Below are 16,183 nucleotides of genomic sequence, written 5' to 3' on the forward strand. Positions count from 1 at the left end.
AGCGGTTCGCGTGAAGAAAACGCGTCAGCACAATAGACTGGAGCCCGGTTCTGATCTGATCAGAACCGGGAGGGCTCCAAAATGAACGCGAATGAGGCGCGGGTTGCCCTGAACACGGGTCTGGTGATCCTGGGGCTGGTCGCGCTGCGCCTGATCGCCGCGGCGTTCACGCCGATCACCTTCGACGAAGCCTATTACTGGATGTGGTCGAAGCATCTCGCCGGCGGCTACTACGATCATCCGCCGATGGTCGCCGTGGTGATCCGGCTTGGCACTCTCATCGCAGGGGATACCGAGTTCGGTGTGCGGCTGGTCTCGATCCTGCTGGCGCTGCCGATGAGCTGGGCGATTTACCAGGCCGCCGCCATCCTGTTCGGCAGCCGGCGTGTCGCAGCCTCATCGGCAATCCTTCTCAACATCACACTGATGGCCGCGGTCGGCACCATGATCGTCACGCCGGACGCGCCGCTGTTGGTTGCTTCCAGTCTCCTTCTGTTTGCGCTCGCCAAGGTGCTGCAGACCGGGCGCGGCGTGTGGTGGCTCGCAGTCGGCGCCGCCGCCGGCTGTGCGCTGCTGTCGAAATACACCGCGCTGTTCTTCGGGCCTGCGATCCTGATCTGGCTGATCGCCGTTCCCAAGCTGCGGCATTGGCTGATCTCGCCTTGGCTTTATCTTGGCGGGCTCGTCGCGCTGTTGCTGTTTGCGCCGGTCATTCTCTGGAATGCCGAGCACCATTGGGTCTCCTTCATCAAGCAGATGGGGCGAGCGCGGATCGAGGATTTCCGGCCGGTCTACATCGCAGAACTGATTCCGACGCAGATCGCCTTCGCAACGCCGCTGGTCTGGATGCTCGGTGCGATGGGACTTTATGCGATCTTCCGCCGCCGCGCTGGCGCAACCCCGGCGCGTGCGCTCGTCAACACGATGTTCTGGGTCATCGTCGCCTATTTTTTCTGGCATTCACTGCATGCGCGCGTGGAGGCCAACTGGTTTGCGCCGGTCTATCCGGCGTTTGCCATCGCCGCTGCGGTTGCTGCGCATCTGGTGCAATGGGAGCCGCGCTGGCAGCGCCTAGCCGATTTCTGCCGGCGCTGGGCAGCGCCGGCCGGCATTGTGATGTTCGCGCTGCTTGTCGTGCAGGCCAATACCGGCATGCTGTCGGGCTATCGCCGCGATGCCACTGTGCGCAGCGTCGGCATCGGCTGGCGCGAGACGGCGGCTGCGATCGAAGCGGCGAGGGCGCGAACCGGCGCAACCTGCGTGCTGGCTTCGGATTATGGCACCACAGGCTGGCTCGCCTTCCATCTGCCGAAGGGCACCTGCGTCGCGCAACAGAGCCAGCGCGTTCGCTGGGTCAACATGTCCGAACCTGACGCGGCGCAGCTCGCCGGCCCGTTGCTCTATGTCCGCGAGCTCTTCCGGGATGACGCTCCATTGACGGACCGGTTCGCCCGCGTAGACAAAATCGGGGAAGTCGAGCGCAAGCGCGGCCCGCTCCTGATCGAGACCTACGCGCTCCATCTGATGCAGGGGCCGAAGGGCGACGTATTCGACCGCACGCCGCCGCCGGAATTGCAATAGGTTCGGATCATTCCGCAGCGTTGGGATGCGTGCGCTGATCCATCTTGGGGTGTTCGCCGTGCCACAGCCAGACCGCGAGGGTGCCCGACCTCCCGCGAATCTGCGCCTCGACTGGCCCGGCAAGGCTGCCGGTTTTCAGCCGCGCGCCGGTGCTTTCCGCCGCGATGCGCAGCGTATCGCTCAATGCCAGCCTGACATCGTGTTGGGCTGCCACTTCCATCAGGCGGCTCGCCACATTCACAGTGTCACCGGTCGCGGTAATGTGCTGATGGTTACGCCCGCCAAGGCGGGAGGCGATGATCGGTCCAAAGTGCGCGCCGATCTTGAAGCCGATCCGCGCCGCGATTTGTGGCGGTAACGCCGCGATCCAGCGTTCGATCTTTACGCACAGCGCGATCGAACATTGCCCTGCGCGCGCGGCATCATCTGCTGATGCCTCCGGCAGGCCGAACAGGATCATGACCCCGTCGCCGAGGAAGCTCGTGATCACGCCGCCGCACCGCGTCACTTCTTTGTCGACCAGCGCGTGAAATTCCTGCAGCAGTCCCCGCGTGGCATCGGGATCGAGCGTTTCGCTGAGCGAGGTAAATCCCGACAGATCGACGAAGACGACGGCGGCATTCTGTCTGACCGGCGCGAGCAGAAAATCGGGATCGCGCGTCAGCCATTCCTGCAGGCCCGGCGTATGGAATTGTTCGAGCAGCTTGTTCTGCGCGGCGAGGTGCTGGGCGCTGCGCCGGCCCGACCATAATTGCAACGTGCCGAACAGCACGATGGGCGGCACCGCCGCGGCCATCGTTGTCGCGGCGTCGAACCATATGCCATGTGCGAACGCAACCGTATTTGCGAGGGCCCATGCGAGCAATATCATGCTGACCGTCAGCAGCCCCATTACGTTGCGTCGCCACGCCAGCAAGCCCACCAGCAGCATCGGGAGCAGGATCGTTATGATGCCCTCTACGATGCGAACCTGCCGGTCGCGCACAAGCCCGTCGCCGGCGACCAGGTGCGTGATCGCGGTGGAAATGATTTCGACCCCCGGCATCAGCGAATCGAACGGCGTCGGGAAGAAGTCGCCCGCGCCGGTCGCGGTCGCGCCGAGGACGATGATCCGGCCCGCAATGGCTTCCTTGTCGATGCTGCCGTCGATCAGATTTGCGGCGCTGACGGTGCGAATGGTTTGGCGCGGGCCGAAATAGGAAAGCGGCAGGGCGTAGCCGGAAGCGGTTGCGATCGGCCGGTCGCCGAACTTGAGACGGTCCGGTTCGATCGTCAGCTTCTCGCCGATCGCGACGGATGCGACACGGAGCGGGAACGACAACTCGATCCTGTCATGTGTGCGGAACAACATTGGAACAGACAGCGGCGTGCCGGTCTGGCCTGTCGCCACGTTGGCGATGCCGACTTCCGTATGGTCGGCAAATGCCGGGAGCGGCAGCAGGAAGCGGTCAGCCTTCGGCAGATGGGCCAGCGGCCCATCGTTTTCTGCAGACGGCTGGATGGTATCCGAAAATACGGCCGCCGCCGCAAGCACGGTCGGGCGCGTTGCGAATGATTTCGCCAGCGCCGCGTCGCCCTCGGCAGGCCCCTTGTCGATCAGCAGCAGATCGACGGCAATGACCTTCGGCTCCAGCCGCGCGATCGCCTCGACGATTCCCGCGATCTCCGCGCGAGGCAGCGGATAGGTGCCGGCGAGCTTGACGATGTTGTCATCGATCGCAACGATCGTGACGACGTCCGGTGGCACCTTGACGCCGCGCGCCAGCGTTCGCGCATCGGTCAATGCCGACTCCATCCGGTCGAGAAACCGCAAATAGCCGTTCGAATGGGCGAGCCAGATCGCGCCTGCCCACAGTCCCGTGCAGAGCAACGCAACCAGAATATGCAGACGTCGATGGCTCATAAGCCTGTCTATTGTCCCAGTCTTGCCATCAGGGCCGCAACGCGCGCCGCTCCCCAACGCTTGACGACCAGCTCGCCTGACGTCTCGACATCGACACCCTCGCCAGGGCCGAGCACGACGCTGCCGCGGCCGGCGGATCGCGCGACGCTTACGCGGCCATCGACGACGAAGACGGAGGTCTTTCCGCTCTCGGCGTCGACAGCCCATTTGGTGCCGCGCACGGCGGCAATCGCTTGCGGCGTCACCACGTTGAACCTGACACGGCCCGGCTTCTTCGGCACCTCGAGCAGCAAGGCCTTGTTGCTGAGCTCAACGGAATCGACATGGCCGTCACGGTTGCGATCCCTGAGCTCGAACTTAGCACCACCCTCGGCCACGATTGTGATCGCCCTCTCACAGCGCAGGGTTTGCGTTCCCTGAGCCGTCTGTGCGGACGTACAGCCTAGTGTTGCCGGCTGGGCCACTGCAGGTCCGGCGAATAATAGCAGGATGCCTGCGAACGCGATCGATCCGGCGCGTGCCAGCATCATTGTCATGGCAGTTCCCCTTGGGTACGGGCGAATACAGCGAATAAGGGTGATACGGTACCGTATCACGTGCCGCTCTCGGTGCAAAGGCGATGACCGGCGATAGTGTGTCTATGGGTGGCCATTAAGGTTCGGTGATAGCTGCAATGCAAGAAACAGGGCACAAACGCTGCCGAACCGGCGCTTTAGCACCGAATTCTTGCTCGCCCCTGTCGGCCGAGCCGGGCGCCAACCGTCTTCCAATCGTTCAGTCCAAGAGGAGGTGTCGCCATGTCCGGTTCCCCACTGAAACCCGCCGCCGAACTCGCACGCGCCAATGCCGTGCGCTTTCCCAACGAGAGCGCCGAGTACCGTCGTGCCCGCGAGCAATTATTGGCGGAGGAGATCGAACTGCGCCGTCATATAGAACGCGTCGCCGCGTTGCGCCGCGCGCTGCCGCCGGGCGGCCTGGTGACAAAGAACTACGAATTCGAAGGCGAGGGCGGCAAGGCGACCTTGCCGGACCTGTTCGGCGACAAGCAGACGCTCGTGATCTACAGCTACATGTTCGGCCCGCAGCGCGAGCAGCTGTGCCCGATGTGCACGTCCTTCATGAGCACGTGGGAGGGAAAGCTGCCCGACATCGAACAGCGCATCGCCTTCGTGTTCATGGCGCGCTCGCCGATCGCGCGGCTGAGCGCGGCGAAGAAGGCACGCGGCTGGACACGGCATCGGATCTATTCGGATGTATCGGGTGAGTACACGCGCGACTATGTCAGCGCTGCGGATGCGGACGTGCCCGGCTACAACGTCTTCACGCGGCGCGACGGCAGCATCCGTCATTTCTGGTCCGGCGAAATGGGCTCGTCGACCGCCGATCCCGGACAGGATCCGCGCGGCGCGCCCGACATCGATCCGCTGTGGACCATTCTCGACACCACGCCGGAAGGACGCGGCAAGGATTGGTATCCGCGGCTGAGCTATTAGCATCGCGCCCCTAAAGTTCGATGTCTTGAGTAATCTCCGCGAACCGATCTGACCTGTCTGGCGACCGAATAGGATCCTTGGGAGCCTTGAAGGGTTTCAGGATTGAAGTATTTCAGTTGCGGAGAATGAAATGCGATCCGATCCTTACCAGGAGCGCGCCAGGGCTATGGCCGCCGAAGCCGGGCTCGACCCCGATGCGAAGATCGACCGGCCTGGCCAGCGGCCGATGCCGACCTGGTGCCTGTTCCGCGATGCCGCGCGCAAGGAGAAGCTTGCGCGCGACGCGGAGGCTGTTGCCGTTGATATCGCGAGCAAGCCGCAGGCCGCGCAATACCAGAACAGCCCGCTCAAGGTCTTCGGCAAGCATGACGACGCCACGATCGCGCAGATGCGAAATTGCATGTCGGTTGGCAATGCGGTTGCCGGCGTGATCTGCGCCGACGGCCATCTCGGCTATGCTCAGCCGGTCGGCGGCGTGATCGCCTATGAGAAGCAGATCAGCATCTCCGGCGTCGGCTTCGATATTGGCTGCGGCAACATGGCCGTGCGTCTCGACACTCCATTCAGCCAGATCGAAAGCAACGTCGGCACGATCATGAAGGACGTGCGCAACACGATTTCGTTCGGTGTCGGCCGCACCAATGACGAGCGCGTCGAGCATGAGCTGTTCGACGATGAGCACGCATGGCGGGAATCCGACATGGGCTCCTATCGGCAAAAGGCGGTCTCGCAACTCGGCACCGTCGGATCGGGCAACCACTATGTCGACCTCTTGCGCGACGAGGAGGGCTTTGTCTGGATCGGCGTGCACTTCGGCAGCCGCGGCCTCGGCCACACCAGCGCGACCCGCTACCTCAAGGCCGCAGGCGGCAAGGACGGCATGAATGTGCCGCCCGCCATCGTCGACGAGGACAGCGAGATCGGGCGGCGCTACATCGCGGCAATGCAGCTTGCCGGGCGCTATGCCCATGCCGGCCGCGAGTGGGTGATCGAGCGCGTGCGCAGGATCATCGGCGGCGAAGTCACCGACACGGTGCACAACCACCACAATTACGCGTGGCGGGAGAATCATGGCGGCAAGGATCTGTGGGTGGTGCGCAAGGGCGCGACGCCGGCATTTCCCGGCCAGCGCGGCTTCATCGGCGGGTCGATGGGCGACGACGCGGTCATCGTTGAGGGCATCGAGAGCGAGGAGGCGAAGGCGTCGCTCTATTCGACCGTGCACGGTGCGGGTCGTTTGTTTGGCCGCAGGGAGGCCAAGCGTCGCTTCACGCGCGCGGAGATGGATGCCTGGCTGCAATCGCGAGGCGTCACGCTTGTAGGCGCCGACCTTGACGAAAGTCCGATGGCCTACCGCCGGCTGCCGGAGGTGCTGGCCGAACATGCCGGTTCGATCAGGGTGCAGCACACGCTGCGTCCGTTTGCGGTGGCGATGGCCGGAGAGAATGAGTTCGATCCGTTCAAGGATTGAGGCCGAACTTGGCCCATTATGGGACATCTGTCGTGATTTCACGGCGGATGTCCCCGATCCCTGCTAATCCCGACTAATTTCCGCGTCGACAGGAAGGCAATTTTCCCAATGGTTACATATGTTTGGGGTCGCCTTAGTTCCGCCCGCGTTTAATCCGGATTTAACTAAAATTCGCCTTAATGACGCTCTGTGCCTCTGCGAGATGCTGCGGGGACGTCTCCGGACGCAGCATCAACGGGGGACTTGGTGGAATTGTTGTTCTGGGCGTTGTGAATGAGTAAGCGTACGCGTGCGTTCGGCCCTGCGGCTCACAACCGCAGGAAATCCTCCCGCAAAGCCATTCCCCAATATTTTCTCGGCGGTGTCGCGGTCGCCGGCCTTGTGCTGGGCTGCGCCTGGACCGTTTACACCAACGTGATCGGCGCCAGCATCTATCCGACCATGAACAGCGCTGCCTATGAGGCGCCTGTCGCCAACAATTCGAGCACGATCGCCACCCGCCCGGTGCAGCCGGCTTTCAACGAAATCTTCGCGTCGCTGGAGCAGCGCCCGCTGGTGATGCCCGCGCCGGAGAACGTCGCGAGTTCGCTGATGTTCAACGAGCGGTTCGCCGCCGCAGCCGCGCAGGGCCAGCCGTCCAGGGCCGCCGAGGCACAGCCGGCTGAAGCGACGAAGCTGGCGGAAGCTTCGCCGCCGGCCGACGCGCCGAAGACCGTCCAGGCCTCGAAGTCGAGTGAAGCAGCGAAGCCGAAAGTTTCCGCGCCGGCTACCAAGCTCGCCATGAACGTTCCGGGCTCGGCGCCGAAGGAGGTCGACGCCAAGATCACGGAGGACAAGACCGCAAAGTCATCCGGCACGACCATTCGCGACATGGCGCAGCGCGCGAAGGCCGCCGTGATGTCGATCGGCGCGAGCGACAGAACGAACATGGTCGAGAAGCTGTGGGGCAAGCAGCCGCAGCAGAACTCGCTGCTCGCTTTCGCATCCGCCGACGCCAACGTCACCGGCAGCATCATCGATACGCGAAGCCAGAATCCGATGATGGGCGGCGCGCCGCCCTACGACCGTCAGACCGCGGTCTACATCATTGCCAACAAGATGGTGTATCTGCCCGATGGCACCCAGCTCGAGGCGCATTCGGGCCTCGGCTCGAAGATGGACGACGTGCGCTATTCGCATGTGCGGATGCAGGGCGTGACCCCGCCGCACATCTACGAAATGAAGCCGCGCGAGGCGCTGTTTCACGGCGTGCCGGCGCTGCGGCTGACGCCGATCGGCGGCCAGGACAAGATCTACGGTCGCGACGGACTGCTCGCCCATAGCTACATGCTCGGACCGAGCGGCCAGTCCAACGGCTGCGTCTCCTTCAAGGACTACTACGCCTTCCTCGACGCCTACCGCAACAAGGGTATCAGGCGTCTGGCCGTGCTGGCGAAGCTGCCGTAGGCGGCGAGATCGCTCCACGGGCCGTCATACCCCGGGAAGGCGGGGTATCCAGTACGCCGCGGCTTTTCCATTCAATCACCGGCACCTCCGCGTCATTGCGAGCACAGCGAAGCAATCCATCGCGCCACGCGGGGATAGATGGATTGCTTCGTCGCTACACCCTCGCAATGACGGCTGCGTGCAGCGTGCACGCCATTCAAAGCCCTTCGCCTATTCTGCGCGGTGTGATCGCGCCGCTACAATGGATCGCGACCAACGAAGAATTCTTGCTCAGGGACTTGCAATCTCAGGGTGCTTCGTTTATTTCCGCGCTCCCTTGCTTTGGCCATGGGTTCGGGCTCGTTGTGATCCCGACCGGCGCGGACCGGTATCCGGTTTCGTGTTCCGCCGTTGCAGGGATGCAGGATGTAGCTCATGGAGAGCGTCGGGGTTGATCCCCGAAGGCATCGGTTCGATTCCGGTCTCTTGCACAACAAAGGATAGCTCAGTTTGGTAGAGCAGATGACTGTCACTCATCGGGTCGCGGGTTCGAATCCTGCTCCAACGCTCCGGTTCAGCCTGATACGCTGATTCCTCTGACGGGGACCGGACGCGCGCTTCAGTCGCAGTCCGGCCGCATCGCCGCTAAGGCTTTTCGTCCGAACTAAGACACTGTGAGACCGGCTTTGCGCCGCGGTGGATACCGCTTGCGTTGGTGCCGGGTGGCAACGTGCGGACGCGCGACACTGGTCGCGCGAACGCCCGCGTGCGCCCGCTATCTGCGCAAGCTCAAACCCGGCCCGCCGAGCTTTCAGGAAGCGTCGTCCGCGTCCTCACATCCTTTGCAAAACGAAACCCGCTTTTGGCCCCGACAAGGGCCGGAGGGCAAACCATGGAGGCGTGCCATGACCTGGCATTTGCTGATGAAGACGCTGACGGTGAAGGATGGCGAGCGCGCGTTGCTTACGCGGAGCGGCAGGCTCGAGCGCGCGCTCGAACCCGGCCGTCACTTCCTGTTCGATTGGCGGCGTCAGTTGACGGCGGAGATCTTCAACGTCGTTCGGACCGAATTCCCTGCGGATCGCTACGCGGTGCTGAAGGCCGCGCGGCCCGATCTGGCCGAGGAGTTGTTCGAGGCGGTGGAGACGAAGGCGAACGAGATCGCGATCGTCAGCCTCGATGGCCGCCCCGTGCACCTGATGACGCCCTGGCAGGCGCGCGTCTACTGGAAGGTCGCTACCTCTATTGATGTCGAACGCATCGATGTGGCGAGCGATCCCCGTGTGACCGAGCGCCACCTGGCGATGATCGAGCGCAACCGTCCTACCATCGTGACGGAAGCCGTAGTCGAGAACCACGAAGCCGGTCTGCTCTATGTCGAGGGTCGGCTGGTGGAGCGGCTTGCGCCCGGACGGCACGCCTTCTGGATCGCCGGCCGCAAGATCGAGGTGAAGCGCCTCGATCTGCGTCCCCAGGCGGTCGAGATTACCGCGCAGGAAATGCTGACCAAGGATCGCATCGCTCTGCGTGTGACCCTGACGGCATTCCGCCGGATCGTCGACCCTGAGCGGGTGGTCGCGGCCGTGCCCGACGTGGATGCGTGGCTGTACCGCCTGGTGCAGTTCGCGATCCGCGAAGCGGTTGCCGGCCGCACGCTCGACGAGGTGCTGTCGGCGAAGGCTGCGCTCGACGCAGAGCTGCGCGACTACGTGCGCGACCGCGTCGCCGACAGTGGCGTGGAGGTCACGGAGCTCGGCGTGAAGGACGTGATCCTGCCTGGCGAGATCCGCGAGCTCGTCAACAAGGTGGTGGAAGCGGAGCGGGTCGCGAAGGCGAACCTGATCCGCCGGCAGGAGGAGACCGCGGCGACGCGCTCGCTCCTGAACACCGCCCGCCTGATGGAGGAGAACCCTCTGCTGTTGCGACTCAAGGAGCTGGAGTCGCTGGAGCGGCTCGTGGAGAAGGTCGGCCGGATCGACCTGCACGCAGGCGACGGGCAGGGCCTCGACGCATTGCTCAGCAAGCTGGTCCGCATCAAGTCCGCGGAGCACGCATGACAGGAAGGGTCGCCCACGGGCGGCCCTTCGCTTTTAGTTTTCAGACCTCGCAGGGCAACGCTACATACGAAAACCCGCATCGCTGCCGAAATCCTTCATTCTTGAATCGTCTTCGAAAGATTGGTTCAAGAATGACAGCCTCATAGCAGAGAGCACTTGCCCCGCGCCGGAATTGGAACCGAACTTTCCAGTGCTGTTACCGTATTACCCATGCGTATTTTGTGGTTGCCTCGAGCATCTCATTTGCATCTAACTCTTGAAGCGATGCGGGCGGCAAGCCGCCTCGCGACTGAGCATTTGGCGTTTGGTAGAGCGCGCTTTGCGTGAGTATGCGTACAAAAGGCAGATTTGATTTATGTCAAAATGGACGTTTCGCGACACTCCAAATGGAGAACGCCGCAGACGCGTCATTGCGGGTTCCCCGTGGTGAAGTCTCGCGACGGAATGAGCAATCGCCTTCTTGCAGCATTGCCTGCGTCGGACCTTGATCTGCTAGAGCCCGAACTTGATACGATCGTGCTCGATCAGGATGCGGTCCTTTCGCGGGCGGGCGACGAAATCGAATACGTCGTCTTTCCCCATCGCGGCGCGATCACGTTGATGATCGACATGGCGGACGGGCACACGGTGGCCACGGCGGCAATCGGGCGCGAGGGAGCTGTCGGCATGCTTTCGGTGCTCGGGCCATCACCTTCGGCAACTACGGCCATCGTTCGCGCGGCAGGCACCGCGTCCCGGATCCCGGCATCGCGGTTTCTTGGTGTGTTTAACCGCAGTCCTGCGATCCGCCGCATGGTTCAAAATCACGTCAAGGCAATGTTGATGCAGTTCCAACTCGGCCTGGCCTGCAATGCGCTGCATCCGGTCGAAGCCCGCATGGCGCGCTGGCTGCTTCAACTGCGCGACCGCGTTGACCACGATGCGCTGCCGCTCACCCAGCAAGCGCTGTCGCAGATGCTCGGTGTGCGGCGCACGACCGTGACGCTTCTGATGCGCAAGCTGCGTGAGCGCGGAGCGATCAGGTCCGATCGGCGGGGCCTGATCGAGATCGATCGCAGACAGCTCGCTGCAGCGGCATGCGAATGCCATCAGACCATGCGTCTTGAAGTCGAGGAGATTTTCTCGGCGAGTTCAGACCCATCTCGCGCGCCGGTTCTACTCGAAGACGAGCGCACCCAGGGAAGAAAATCGGGCAATGTCAGGTGAACGCATTTTATGCGATTCCTTGGCCTGCCATGTCGTGCGCCGCGGTCTATGCGGCAAGGCCCGCCGGGGAGCGGATACCCGGATCAGTCTCGCTGCGGCCAATCACGCTCGAGCGACTGCCCGGATGCCGCTTCGAGCCTCGCAATTTCTCGCAGCACCTTTGCCGTTTGACGCAGCTCCTGGCGCGCGGGGCCGGGCTTTAGCCGGCGTGCTTCATCAAGAATGTCCTTGGCCTGCAGTAGCCAGGTAGACGTTTCACTTGAAACTTGCTTACGCGGCATGGTGTCCCCTCGATCGCGATCATCATCCGCTCTGTGTCAAGGATGATGGGGAGCCCGCGCTGTGATGCTGCACGCGGATGCCCGGCTCGTCGACCCAGGCATCGCGCGCAAACCAGGGATGGTCCGTGTGGCAGATCACGCACCGCGTGCGAGAGAAGAATACCGGGCGGCGGCCGAAGCTTTCGCGATCAGTCCTGATACCCGTAGGAATTGCGTGCCCGGTTTCCGGACATTTGACCATCACCATACCCATGTCGCCTCCCTGCATCCTTTTAGTTTGTGCGAAAAAGTACCGGCCGGTTGGAGTAGCCTGTGGTTGGTGCGGGTCAACTTGGGGGCATCGCGCACCTTGTTCGGTCGAGCAGGGCTGGTGGGGGCTTTGTGCTCGCCGGGCTTGGCCAACCGGCCGGATCCCTCCTTAAGAGATTCTTGGACGTGGAGCAGGATTCTTAGCCTGCCTGGTGGAGAGCCTTCGTGAAGTGCTTCCTGATCGGCTCACCCGTTTCAGTCGCAAGCTTCTGAGCAAGCGACCACAGTTCCCTGTTCTGGTGCGAAGCGGTGTCGAACGCCTTGCGCGTTTGCTCCGCCGACAACGCAAGAACGTCTGTCGCCGATTTGCTGCCGCAGAGATGGATCATGAAATCGAGCGCAGAGGCGGCGTTGGTGTTTGAGAGTTCGAACACCTTCAGCCCGTAGTCGGCCGTGCTTTTGGCGCTGCTCGAATAGGTCTCCCGCAATGCTTCCGACATCTCTTCTGACGCCGCCTTGATCTTCTCGAAGCCTTGCCGTGCGCGCTCGAGGACCTGCTCGTTGCTGCCGAAGCCCGGTAAGGTGACCTTCGAGAAGTCCGGCAGCGGCATCGCGAAGATATTGGTTCCGTTCGCAGTCACTTTCATTTCGCTTTCAGTCACGCAATATACCCCTTCTCAAGCGAAAGCATTCTCCGCAACGCGTACCCGCGTCACGAGAGCTCGCGCTCCGTGTTGGATCAGATTTTTGGATGAGCCTTGATTTAGCCCCTTACCCAGTACGACTTTGTGCCAAGAGAAGCGGAACGTCGGTTCGAATTGCGACTCTCGCTGGAATTTTTTTTGAGATTGTCAACACAAACGATGGTATATTTTACGCAACACTGTGCATAACAGGGATATCTCAGGGGGCGGTAAGCCCTTGCTTCAGCGCAGCGTTGCGAGTGAGATTTCGCCCGCTTTGGCGGGCTATCCACATCATCTAGCAAGCAAAAACCCCGGCATTTCTGCCGGGGTTTTGCTTTTCTTGGCGGAGCGAAGTCCCGGATCCGCGGTGCGCCGCTGATCCGGGACGGCTTCGTCGAATCAGAAGTCCATGCCGCCCATGCCGCCGCCCGGGGGCATGCCGGCCGCCGGAGCGTTCTTCTTCGGCAGTTCGGCGATCATGGCTTCGGTCGTGATCAGGAGAGCCGCAACCGAAGCTGCGTTCTGGATCGCGGTGCGGACCACCTTGGTCGGGTCGATGATGCCCTTGGTGACGAGGTTGCCGTACTCGCCGGTCTGCGAGTCGAACCCGTAGTTGTACTGGTCCTTCTCGAGGATCTTGCCGACGATGACGGAACCGTCTTCACCGGCGTTGACCGCGATCTGGCGGGCCGGCGCGGACAGCGCCTTGCGCACGATCTCGACGCCGGTCTTCTGGTCGTCGTTCTTGGTGCGCAGGCCCTTGAGCTGCTCGGAAGCACGGAGCAGGGCGACGCCGCCGCCCGGCACGATGCCTTCCTCGACCGCCGCACGGGTCGCATGCATCGCGTCATCCACGCGATCCTTGCGCTCCTTCACCTCGACTTCGGTCGCGCCGCCGACGCGGATCACCGCGACGCCGCCCGCGAGCTTGGCCAAACGCTCCTGCAGCTTCTCACGGTCGTAATCCGAGGTGGTTTCCTCGATCTGCGCCTTGATCTGGGCAACGCGGGCTTCGATGTCGGCCTTCTTGCCGGCGCCGTTGACGATCGTGGTGTTCTCCTTGTCGATCATCACCTTCTTGGCGCGGCCGAGCATCTGCAGCGTGACGTTCTCGAGCTTGATGCCGAGATCTTCCGAGATCGCCTGGCCGCCGGTCAGGATCGCGATGTCCTGCAGCATGGCCTTGCGGCGATCGCCGAAGCCCGGAGCCTTGACGGCCGCGACCTTCAGGCCACCGCGCAGACGGTTGACGACGAGGGTGGCGAGGGCCTCGCCTTCGACGTCTTCGGCGACGATGACCAGCGGCTTGCCGGTCTGCACCACGGCTTCGAGCAGCGGCAGCAGCTCGTTCAGCGAGGAGAGCTTCTTCTCGTTGATCAGGATGTAGGCGTCTTCCATCTCAACGCGCATCTTGTCGGCGTTGGTAACGAAGTAGGGCGAGATGTAGCCGCGGTCGAACTGCATGCCCTCGACGACGTCCAGTTCGGTCTCGAGCGACTTGGCTTCCTCGACCGTGATGACGCCCTCGTTGCCGACCTTCTTCATGGCGTCGGCGAGGAACTTGCCGATTTCGGCGTCGCCGTTGGCAGAGATGGTGCCAACCTGGGCGATCTCCTCGTTCGAGGTGACCTTCTTGGAGTTCTTCTCGAGGTCGGCGACCACGGCTTCCACGGCGAGGTCGATACCGCGCTTCAGGTCCATCGGGTTCATACCGGCGGCAACCGACTTGGCGCCCTCACGGACGATCGCAGCCGCGAGCACAGTCGCGGTGGTGGTGCCGTCGCCGGCCGCGTCAGCGGACTTGGAGGCGACTTCGCGCACCATCTGCGCGCCCATGTTCTCGAACTTGTCGTCGAGCTCGATCTCCTTGGCGACGGTGACGCCGTCCTTGGTGATGCGGGGAGCGCCGAACGACTTGTCGAGCACGACGTTGCGGCCCTTCGGACCGAGCGTGACCTTCACGGCATTGGCGAGAATGTCGACGCCGCGCAGCATGCGGTCGCGGGCGTCGACGCCGAACTTGACTTCTTTAGCGGACATATCTGGTTTCCCTGAGTTGATCTTTGTTTCTCACCCTGTCGGGGAGGCGCCTTGCGGGCGCTCCTCAGGGTGAGCGTTGCAGGCGAAGCGCTTAGGCAGCCTTCTTTTTGGAAGCGGGGACGTCGAGCACGCCCATGATGTCGGACTCCTTCATGATCAGGAGCTCCTGGCCGTCGATCTTGACCTCGGTGCCCGACCACTTGCCGAACAGCACGCGGTCACCGACCTTGAGGTCGATCGGGATCAGCTTGCCGGTTTCGTCACGGCCGCCGGGGCCAACAGCGACGACTTCACCCTGGGAGGGCTTTTCCTTGGCAGTGTCCGGAATGATGATGCCGCCAGCGGTCTTCTCTTCTGCGTCGATGCGTTTGACGACGACGCGGTCGTGAAGCGGACGGAAGTTCATGCAGTCCTCCTAAACGTTTGGAAATGTTGCCGAATTCTGGATTTTTGGCAGTCCGTGCCGGCGAGTGCCAGCGCGGCTGCGGCTGATTTAGGCCAGACTTGTTTTGGGGACAAGGGCTTCTAACAGAAAAATTGGCACTCAAACATGGCGTCTGCCAATTTTACGCGGCATGATTAACGGGCCCTGCGGATGCGCCGGACCCTTATTAGCACGTGCGGTAAGCTGCTGCTAACGTGCGAATTTTTCAACACATCATTAAACATTTAGGCTTGTGATAGGTTGGTATCGTGCGTCACATTTCGCTCATGTGAGCGCATCTCCGCCGGGGTGGCTCGGTGTGGGCCACCAGGACAATGCGCTCCAGAAATGGAGGTATTGGCATGGTCTCGCGGGTTGGTTTTGTTTCCGATGACTTCCGGAAGCAGGTGCTGGGTTACGGGCTGACGACGGCGCAAATCCTGTATCGGATGCCGGATCACCCTTCATTGCTGCAGACCTATGTCTGGCAGAACTACGATCTCTGTCCGAAATTCCCGGCGCTGCAGGACTTCCTCGCTTTCTGGCAGGAAAAGCTCGATGGCCCGCTGTTTTCCGTCACGGTTGCCCATTCCAGGCTGATCAAGCCTGCCGAGCTGCGCGCGGTCGACGGGGTGTTCAAGCTGCATTGATATTCGGGCCGTGTAGGGTGGGTTAGCGCAGCGTAACCCGCCATGCTTCCGCTGCCGCGCGCTCTTCGGTGGGTTACGCCTTCGGCTAACCCACCCTACGCAGGCGAATTGGTGTTAGCCTCTCCGCGACAAACAAAAAGGGAGGCAGAAATGGCCAAGCGGAAGGTGGCATCACGGCCGGCGGCGCAGCCCGCCGTCAGGAAGAAGTGGTCGGGTCACAAGACGGCGGCCAAGTCTTCAGCTCGCAAGACCATAAAATCCAAAGGACGCGTGTCGAAAGCCAAGCCGGCCAAGAAGGCGCGGCCGAAGCAGACCATCGCGATCAGCCATCACCGCGAAGAGGACTTCAAGGCCGACGGGCTGCGCCCTTACGCAAAGTATCGCGACCTCGGCATCAAGGATGCGACCCACGGCCTCGCACAGGCGCATGTGATCCGCCTGCAGGGGCCCTGCAATCCGGCGGAAGTTTCAAAGCTGCATTACCACGACGTCGAATTTCAGATGGTCTACGTGCTCAAGGGCTGGGTGAAGACCTACATGGAAGGGCAGGGCGAGACGCTGATGAAGGAAGGCAGCGCCTGGACCCAGCCGCCGCGCATCAAGCATCTGATCATGGATTATTCCGACGACGCGGAATTGCTGGAAGTGATCCTGCCGGCGGATTTCAAGACGGTGGAATTGGCGTCGTAAGGACGGCGCTTACGCCAACGCTCGTCA

13 protein-coding genes and 2 tRNA genes are annotated in these 16,183 nt (G+C 62.5%); 10 read left to right on the forward strand and 5 right to left on the reverse strand.

Going from position 1 to position 16,183, the window contains the following annotated elements; genetic code table 11:
- Positions 1-81 precede the first annotated feature (81 nt).
- Positions 82-1,581 (forward strand): glycosyltransferase family 39 protein, encoded by a 1,500-nt coding sequence (locus J6524_RS19230; protein WP_225673295.1) that lies wholly within the window; start codon positions 82-84, stop codon positions 1,579-1,581.
- 7 nt (positions 1,582-1,588) lie between these two features.
- On the opposite strand, the gene J6524_RS19235 is transcribed toward J6524_RS19230, so the two are convergent.
- Entirely contained in the window at positions 1,589-3,484 is a 1,896-nt protein-coding gene (locus tag J6524_RS19235; protein WP_225673297.1) for a CHASE2 domain-containing protein, read from the reverse strand.
- Between the two features lie 8 nt (positions 3,485-3,492).
- Positions 3,493-4,014, reverse strand: a complete 522-nt coding sequence (locus J6524_RS19240) for a FecR domain-containing protein (protein WP_225674024.1) — start codon at positions 4,012-4,014, stop codon at positions 3,493-3,495.
- 267 nt (positions 4,015-4,281) lie between these two features.
- On the opposite strand from J6524_RS19240, the gene J6524_RS19245 reads away from it, so the two are divergent.
- From J6524_RS19245 to J6524_RS19275, 7 genes are all read left to right on the forward strand, one after another.
- Positions 4,282-4,977, forward strand: coding sequence for a DUF899 family protein (locus J6524_RS19245; RefSeq protein ID WP_225673298.1), 696 nt, complete (start codon positions 4,282-4,284; stop codon positions 4,975-4,977).
- A 130-nt stretch (positions 4,978-5,107) separates the two neighbouring features.
- Positions 5,108-6,448 (forward strand): RtcB family protein, encoded by a 1,341-nt coding sequence (locus J6524_RS19250; protein ID WP_225673301.1) that lies wholly within the window; start codon positions 5,108-5,110, stop codon positions 6,446-6,448.
- A gap of 273 nt (positions 6,449-6,721) precedes the next feature.
- Positions 6,722-7,894 (forward strand): DUF2778 domain-containing protein, encoded by a 1,173-nt coding sequence (locus tag J6524_RS19255; RefSeq protein WP_225673303.1) that lies wholly within the window; start codon positions 6,722-6,724, stop codon positions 7,892-7,894.
- 400 nt (positions 7,895-8,294) lie between these two features.
- Positions 8,295-8,364: transfer RNA gene (locus J6524_RS19260), tRNA-Ser, on the forward strand.
- A 7-nt stretch (positions 8,365-8,371) separates the two neighbouring features.
- Positions 8,372-8,437: transfer RNA gene (locus J6524_RS19265), tRNA-Asp, on the forward strand.
- Positions 8,438-8,778: 341 nt separating this feature from the next.
- Positions 8,779-9,930: a slipin family protein gene (locus tag J6524_RS19270; protein WP_225674026.1), complete on the forward strand. Its 1,152-nt coding sequence runs from the start codon at positions 8,779-8,781 to the stop codon at positions 9,928-9,930.
- A 444-nt stretch (positions 9,931-10,374) separates the two neighbouring features.
- Positions 10,375-11,136, forward strand: coding sequence for a Crp/Fnr family transcriptional regulator (locus J6524_RS19275; protein ID WP_225673305.1), 762 nt, complete (start codon positions 10,375-10,377; stop codon positions 11,134-11,136).
- A gap of 730 nt (positions 11,137-11,866) precedes the next feature.
- On the opposite strand, the gene J6524_RS19285 is transcribed toward J6524_RS19275, so the two are convergent.
- The 3 genes from J6524_RS19285 to groES all read right to left on the reverse strand — a co-directional run bounded on the left by J6524_RS19285 (position 11,867) and on the right by groES (position 14,798).
- On the reverse strand, positions 11,867-12,313 hold the full coding sequence (locus J6524_RS19285) for a phasin family protein (RefSeq protein WP_225673309.1): 447 nt from the start codon (positions 12,311-12,313) through the stop codon (positions 11,867-11,869).
- 438 nt (positions 12,314-12,751) lie between these two features.
- Positions 12,752-14,392, reverse strand: coding sequence for a chaperonin GroEL (gene groL, locus J6524_RS19290; RefSeq protein ID WP_225673311.1), 1,641 nt, complete (start codon positions 14,390-14,392; stop codon positions 12,752-12,754).
- A 91-nt stretch (positions 14,393-14,483) separates the two neighbouring features.
- Positions 14,484-14,798 (reverse strand): co-chaperone GroES, encoded by a 315-nt coding sequence (gene groES / locus J6524_RS19295; RefSeq protein ID WP_225673313.1) that lies wholly within the window; start codon positions 14,796-14,798, stop codon positions 14,484-14,486.
- A gap of 380 nt (positions 14,799-15,178) precedes the next feature.
- Between groES and J6524_RS19300 the strand changes: the two genes are divergently transcribed.
- Entirely contained in the window at positions 15,179-15,466 is a 288-nt protein-coding gene (locus J6524_RS19300) for an usg protein (RefSeq protein ID WP_225673314.1), read from the forward strand.
- 150 nt (positions 15,467-15,616) lie between these two features.
- The gene (locus J6524_RS19305; protein ID WP_225673316.1) at positions 15,617-16,156 is read left to right on the forward strand and encodes a cupin domain-containing protein; all 540 of its coding nucleotides are present in this window, start codon (positions 15,617-15,619) and stop codon (positions 16,154-16,156) included.
- Positions 16,157-16,183 lie beyond the last annotated feature (27 nt).

The organism is Bradyrhizobium hereditatis (assembly GCF_020329435.1).
Taxonomy (GTDB): Bacteria; Pseudomonadota; Alphaproteobacteria; order Rhizobiales; family Xanthobacteraceae; genus Bradyrhizobium; species Bradyrhizobium hereditatis.

Bases quoted from the DNA above. Each gene is read 5' to 3' on its own strand.
- J6524_RS19300 (WP_225673314.1), top strand. From the start codon at position 15,179: ATGGTCTCGCGGGTTGGTTTTGTTTCCGATGACTTCCGGAAGCAGGTG.
- J6524_RS19255 (WP_225673303.1), top strand. From the start codon at position 6,722: ATGAGTAAGCGTACGCGTGCGTTCGGCCCTGCGGCTCACAACCGCAGG.
- groES (WP_225673313.1), bottom strand. From the start codon at position 14,798: ATGAACTTCCGTCCGCTTCACGACCGCGTCGTCGTCAAACGCATCGAC.
- J6524_RS19305 (WP_225673316.1), top strand. From the start codon at position 15,617: ATGGCCAAGCGGAAGGTGGCATCACGGCCGGCGGCGCAGCCCGCCGTC.
- J6524_RS19235 (WP_225673297.1), bottom strand. From the start codon at position 3,484: ATGAGCCATCGACGTCTGCATATTCTGGTTGCGTTGCTCTGCACGGGA.
- groL (WP_225673311.1), bottom strand. From the start codon at position 14,392: ATGTCCGCTAAAGAAGTCAAGTTCGGCGTCGACGCCCGCGACCGCATG.
- J6524_RS19240 (WP_225674024.1), bottom strand. From the start codon at position 4,014: ATGATGCTGGCACGCGCCGGATCGATCGCGTTCGCAGGCATCCTGCTA.
- J6524_RS19270 (WP_225674026.1), top strand. From the start codon at position 8,779: ATGACCTGGCATTTGCTGATGAAGACGCTGACGGTGAAGGATGGCGAG.
- J6524_RS19275 (WP_225673305.1), top strand. From the start codon at position 10,375: ATGAGCAATCGCCTTCTTGCAGCATTGCCTGCGTCGGACCTTGATCTG.
- J6524_RS19230 (WP_225673295.1), top strand. From the start codon at position 82: ATGAACGCGAATGAGGCGCGGGTTGCCCTGAACACGGGTCTGGTGATC.
- J6524_RS19285 (WP_225673309.1), bottom strand. From the start codon at position 12,313: ATGAAAGTGACTGCGAACGGAACCAATATCTTCGCGATGCCGCTGCCG.
- J6524_RS19245 (WP_225673298.1), top strand. From the start codon at position 4,282: ATGTCCGGTTCCCCACTGAAACCCGCCGCCGAACTCGCACGCGCCAAT.
- J6524_RS19250 (WP_225673301.1), top strand. From the start codon at position 5,108: ATGCGATCCGATCCTTACCAGGAGCGCGCCAGGGCTATGGCCGCCGAA.